Origin of the sequence: Geothrix limicola, from assembly GCF_030268085.1 — a bacterium.
In the GTDB taxonomy this organism is placed as follows: Bacteria; Acidobacteriota; Holophagae; order Holophagales; family Holophagaceae; genus Geothrix; species Geothrix limicola.
Window position 1 is genome coordinate 1 of sequence record NZ_BSDE01000013.1, and the last position, 5,672, is coordinate 5,672.

Consider the following 5,672-nt stretch of genomic DNA (forward strand, 5'->3'; position numbering starts at 1 on the left):
CCCTTGAGACTCAACGCGCTTGTTGTAGGCCTGAATGGCATCAGCATTTTCTGAGAGCCACACCTCGGCAAGGCGCGCACGGACTGCCTTGGCAATGGCCTCTTCGGCGAGACCGGAAAGGTTGAGGCCAAGGTCTTTGCTTACCTTCAGTAAGTCACCATTTAGGGAGAGGTTGACCGGTTTCTTGGGGGCGTCAGTTTTGTAGTAGACCTGCATGATGCACCTCGGCGATACGCATTCAGTATGCGCACCCATGAGCGCATGTCAAGTTGGCTAACGAATGAAGCTCACCGGCCCCGCCTGCACCGAGGCGACGAGCGAAGCCGAGTTAGCAAGAGGTTGAGAGAGAGCGAAAGGCAATGCAGGCGGGGTCCGAGTGCAGCGGAGGGTTAGGCGAGACCTGAGCCTTTGTGAGAGCGGGTAATGGGCAAGGAAACTGATGGAATTGCCGAATGTTCGAAGCGTAGCGCTCGATTTCGCAGAAGTGAAGGGAAATGCCGCCGGATGAACCGAAAGGACGCGTACATGCCGCAGCGGTGAGACGGCGCCCCGTTGGAGCTTTCGAATCCGTGGTTTGTGCAGCGGTGGGACGCAACCTTGCGGGGCGATCAAAGAACCGAGACGAGATTTAGAGTTTGAACCCGTAGAGGCAAAACCAGCGTTAACGCCTAACGAATGTGGCTAACCGGCCCCGCCTGCACCGAGGCGATGAACGGAGCCGAGTAAGCGAGAATTTGAGAGAGAGCGGGAGGCAATGCAGGCGGGGTCCGAGTTGAGCTAGGGGTTAGGCGCGTGAAAGGCCGACCGGAGCCAAAGGACAAATGGGATACAGACGAGAAGACTTATTACGATTCTGACAGTTCCAACAACGATAAACGACATGTCGAGTGTAGGGGAGGCAACTCGATCTATGGTTAGGAGGGAGATGGGGACAACTATCAATCGAATCAAATGCCCCAAACCCCAGGTCGAGAAAAAGGTGGTCGATATGAACAGAAGGCGGTTTTTGCTGGAATTCCAGTAAACCAGTGCCGCGCCTGCCGTGATCAGAATCGGCAATAGTTCAGCAAAAATGGCAAACGGTCTATACATGTGAGAATCCGCAGCTCAAAGGATGGTTGGGAATTTGTATGGAGTGCGCCTAACGAATGAAGCTCAGCGGACCAGGCGCTGGCGCCTGGGTCCGCTGCAGCGAGAGGTTAGGCGCGGCGTGAATTGAGTGCGAGGGCGACCCGAATTGCCGCGCCAAGGGTTCTGAGAATTGAAGAGCAAAGAACGAGTAAGGCAGGAAGAAGGCTTGAATTGCTGGGCGTTGACCCAGGTTACCTCGACGATGGCAGATGTTCGGCCGTTTCTGGGTGGGCCACCGCGAACGGTGCTGAAACGCGGCGCGAACGGATACAGCGGACCAAAAGAGCGAAAAGATCGATTACGCCTAACGAATGAAGCTAAGCGGCACCGCCTGCACCGGGACGATGAGCGGAGCCGAGATAGCGAGATGTTGAGAGAGAGCGGAAAGCAATGCAGGCGGGGTCCGACTTGAGCGAAAGGTTAGGCGCGATACCGTTCGATGAAACGGGGCTCACTTAACCCTGTATACGAAACACCTGTGCAAGAAACCTTGAAGATAGCACCAGAGTTGAATTCAATTTCAGCGTTCACTTCCGAGGACTCAACATTCAGTGGAAGCTCAAAGACTCCATTCTGAGTCTGCCCATTCACGGAGAGGGAACCCCTCCAGATATCGAATCCATCTGAATCATCTTCAACTTGAAACTCAGGGATTTCAGATGAGAGAACACCCGTGAAAACCAACCGTCCAATTTGCCCGCAACCTGATCCAGGTTCCTGAAACGGAGCACCATCAAACAGGTAGAGATAGACGTAGGGGAGCTCAATAACAATCTCATCCCCACATCGTGAGATTGTCTGAATCCGTGAGTCGTGAAATTCGACGAAGGTTGGCATGGTGAATGTGTAGCGCCTAACGAATGAAGCTCACCGGCCACGCCTGCACCGAGGCGCTGAACGAAGCCGAGTTAGCAAGAAGTTGAGAGAGAACGAAAGGCAATGCAGGCGGGGTCCGAGTGCAGCGGAGGGTTAGGTGGCATGTGAAGGATGATCGAATTGGAGGCTAAGACATTCTATATGTACGTTCAATTTCGACTTTCCACACACCATCAACCTTTCTCAGGATGATCATTTCAGTGCTTCCGGCATCCGGGCCTTGTTGCCCAGAGCGGATTACAACGGCAACGGTTTTTGTCGAATCAAAACCGATAGGGCTGAATTGAAAGATCGTGATCGGTGGCTGTTCATCAGGTAAAGACCCAGTTTGGAGAGGAAATCGAGAAGTCCACGACTGAATAGACCATTTGGACTTGGACTGGGTGATCAAATCATTGAATGCAGTTTGAACTGATGATGTGACACGGAAGGCCGCCCACATATGGCCATTGGACCTGGTGATGTATTTCCAAATAGAAGACAGTTCTTTGGGGCTTTGCGAAATCATATCTCTGGAGACAACCAGCTCTCCTCCGTATTGACCGATGAGGAGTTCGTAAATCGCAATCTCGTCTGTTGTCAGAATGCGAGGCTGGACTACCTCAGCATTTGCAAAAACCGCAAATGCAGTGCAAGTGAGAGTCAATATTTTCATTCGAAACATATGAAACTCATCGAATGCCACCTAACGAATGAAGCTAAGCGGCCACGCCTGCACCGAGACGACGGGCGGAGCCGGGATAGCGAAATGCTGAGAGAGAGCGGAAAGCAATGCAGGCGGGGTCCGACTTGAGCGGAGGGTTAGGCAGACTGAGACGAGGCCTTGGAATGACATATTCTACTTCGAGCTTGGACTGACTACCGAAACCACCTGTTGAATGACGAGCAGGCTGTAGGCGCCCATATGGCCAAACCCGGACCAAAAAGTGCCATTTGGGTTGGTGGACTTATTTCCGGCGAAGAATCTGCCGATCACTGTGACCTTTGCTTGGGAATCTTCCTTGATGACTACATCCATGAATTTCGCGAATGCCACGTCATTGATCACAGTGGTTTCGAACCCTTGAACGATTAGGGCCTTTTTACGGGTTTCCTCATAGGTTTGCCCACAGCAATAGGTTGTTCGAGAGCCAATCTTGCCGCCAATTTCTAACCAGACATATGTGGGTCTCTTTCCGCATGATTCGCTTGAGAGGGTGAAGTCCTCGAAACCGTGGCTAGCGTTGCCTGTTATTTTTATGAGTTTGTGATCGTAGAGCCCTGGGTCTCGAACCAACTCGCAGAACTCTACGTCAACAACCGATTCTGCGAGACATGGTAGCGCCTGACAGGCAAAGCATCCGATTGCCAAGAAAACCCATAAGTGCCGTTTCATCGAAACCTCAAAAGGCTGCCTAACGAATGAAGCTAAGCGGCCGCGCCTGCACCGAGACGACGAGCGGAGCCGAGGTAGCGAAATGCTGAGAGAGAGCGGAAGGCAATGCAGGCGGGGTCCGACTTGAGCGCAGGGTTAGGCTGCTCGTTATTGTGCCTTGGGCGTTGCTCGACTTTCTTGAAGATAGGCATGAAAGGTCTCGGTGACACCTCCGGCCCGTAGTGTGACCTGGTTTTGGAAAGTACTAGTGAAACCCCCATTTTCCATGAATATGACGTTTTCGGCCGAGTTGATCCATATGATTTTGGAGACGGTAACGTAGGTTCCACTCAGAACCAATGCCTTGTCAGATTGGCCTGACCGCTCCATATGAAGGTAGACCCTTGTGTAGTCGTTATCGATTGCTCCCTGTCCCTCGTAGGTTTCAACGGTATAGAAAACGCCAGCAACAGGTGATTTGATCGTCGCTATCTGGGTATGCCTCGAGCAGGCAATGAACGTTGCCAAGAGAAGAAGGGCTGATACTTGAATGACCTTGTTCATGAATCCCAATCAGCGTGGAGCAGCCTAACGAATGAAGCTAAGCGGCACCGCCTGCGCCGAGGCGACGAGCGGAGCCGAGATAGCGAAATGATGAGAGAGGACGGAAGGCAATGCAGGCGGGGTCCGACTTGAGCGCAGGGTTAGGGCGTGAATCGGGCACACGGGTCAGTACCCCAACCTTACCGACTCAGCCGATTCAAAGCTGGAAGAATCAATTTTTCCAGGAATGCCGGACTGAAATTCAGCGAAGCCTGATTCTAGTGCGAGGCGGCCCTGCTCGAAGCCCTTAACGGTGTTCAGGTGGGAATACATGCCGATGAATTGGTTGGATTGATCGAAAACGAGGAGACGATTCGTTGTTCGACATGAGCTGCCCCAGGTAGTGGTGAACAAAACAAGGTGAACAGATTTGCTGGATTGAGTGCTGCCAAGGTATTTGAATTCTTGATCGTGAAACTCTCCCTTGGCCCAAAGTGGAACCTTGGTGGCTTGGAGGTTCTGCCAGAGCGACTGGACTAACGGCATTGGGCCGACGAACCTTCGAATTGAAGCGCCATCGCTGCAATCATGGGCTTGCTGACTCTGGGCGGGTACGAATGAGCACCTCAGCAGCCAGAGTGAAACAAGGATTGAGTGAGAGGACATCGAGCGCCCTAACGAAAACGGCTAACCGGCCGCGCCTGCACCGAGACGATGAACGAAGCCGAGGAAGCAGGGAGAAGAGAAAGAACGGAAGACAATGCAGGCGGGGTCCGAGTTGAGCTTAGGGTTAGGCCGGGCCCAGAATCATTGCTTTTTGTTTTTCTTGGCAGCAACAGAACCACCTACAACCGCGGCGAGTATTGCCACCAGGATGACAACGATTACGCCGTTATTTCGCCGTGATGGGTCTTGGAGAATTGCCATTAGAGGAACTGAATTCAGAATCATCGGTGCTTCTCTTTTCAGTGAGGCCTAACGAGTGAGCTAAGCGGCCACGCCTGCACCGAGGCGACGAGCGGAGCCGAGATAGCGAAATGGTGAGAGAGAACGGAAGGCAATGCAGGCGGGGTCCGACTTGAGCGGAAGGTTAGGAGGAGTTAGATAACTAGTTGGTTCCAGTTGGCGCTGGAATGACATTCAAGATATTCACTTTGATTGCCCCGTCAGTTCTTAAAAAATAAGTCGACTTTCTATTGGAGGCTTCGGAATTTATGTCGATTTCACTGGATGAAAAGTAAATTTCAACGTTCCACGGTCCTGATGTGGCTTTGCTTGTCGCTTCAAATTCAATTCTAAAAAGTGATGATCTGATTAAACTCCACATCCTGCCATCGCAGGACATCAATTCTCGATTCAAAATCCGACCGTCGTTGCCAACTAATAACTTGATCTGAGCCCAGCCGAGTGTGATTGCGTTTTGACGACTTAATGAATTTGCTGAAAGTGTCCCATCTTGAGGTTCATAGGTGTCTTTTAGGAAATGGAGAAGTGTTTGCGGTTTGATATTCAATAATGAAGCGCTTGCGGACGGTTTTGGAGCAATTTTAGCAGGTGTTGTTGCTGGCCCTCCACAATGAATGACGCTGATGGAGATACCGAAAATTAATATAGCGTTACGGGCAGTCAATGTGACCTCCTAACGAAAGAAGCTCAGCGGACCAGGCGCTGGCGCCTGGGTCCGTTGCAGCGAGAGGTTAGGCCGAGCCCGAAGTAATGGTGCCCCGAGCGTGCACCACCTTGGGATTTGAGCCTGAATGGATGGGAG

6 protein-coding genes are annotated in these 5,672 nt (G+C 52.0%); all 6 read right to left on the bottom strand.

The features are described from left to right. Positions 1–216 (bottom strand): type II toxin-antitoxin system CcdA family antitoxin (locus QSJ34_RS18310; protein WP_285578108.1); only part of this gene is annotated, 216 nt, incomplete at its 3' end. A gap of 1,918 nt (positions 217–2,134) precedes the next feature. After that, entirely contained in the window at positions 2,135–2,671 is a 537-nt protein-coding gene (locus QSJ34_RS18315) for a hypothetical protein (RefSeq protein WP_285578110.1), read from the bottom strand. 174 nt (positions 2,672–2,845) lie between these two features. Further along, on the bottom strand, positions 2,846–3,382 hold the full coding sequence (locus tag QSJ34_RS18320) for a hypothetical protein (protein ID WP_285578112.1): 537 nt from the start codon (positions 3,380–3,382) through the stop codon (positions 2,846–2,848). Between the two features lie 147 nt (positions 3,383–3,529). Beyond that, positions 3,530–3,925 (bottom strand): hypothetical protein, encoded by a 396-nt coding sequence (locus QSJ34_RS18325; RefSeq protein WP_285578114.1) that lies wholly within the window; start codon positions 3,923–3,925, stop codon positions 3,530–3,532. A 165-nt stretch (positions 3,926–4,090) separates the two neighbouring features. Further along, positions 4,091–4,450 carry a hypothetical protein gene (locus tag QSJ34_RS18330; protein WP_285578116.1) on the bottom strand — a complete coding sequence of 120 codons (360 nt, stop codon included), beginning with the start codon at positions 4,448–4,450 and terminating at the stop codon, positions 4,091–4,093. Between the two features lie 562 nt (positions 4,451–5,012). Continuing rightward, positions 5,013–5,534 (bottom strand): hypothetical protein, encoded by a 522-nt coding sequence (locus QSJ34_RS18335; protein WP_285578117.1) that lies wholly within the window; start codon positions 5,532–5,534, stop codon positions 5,013–5,015. Positions 5,535–5,672 lie beyond the last annotated feature (138 nt).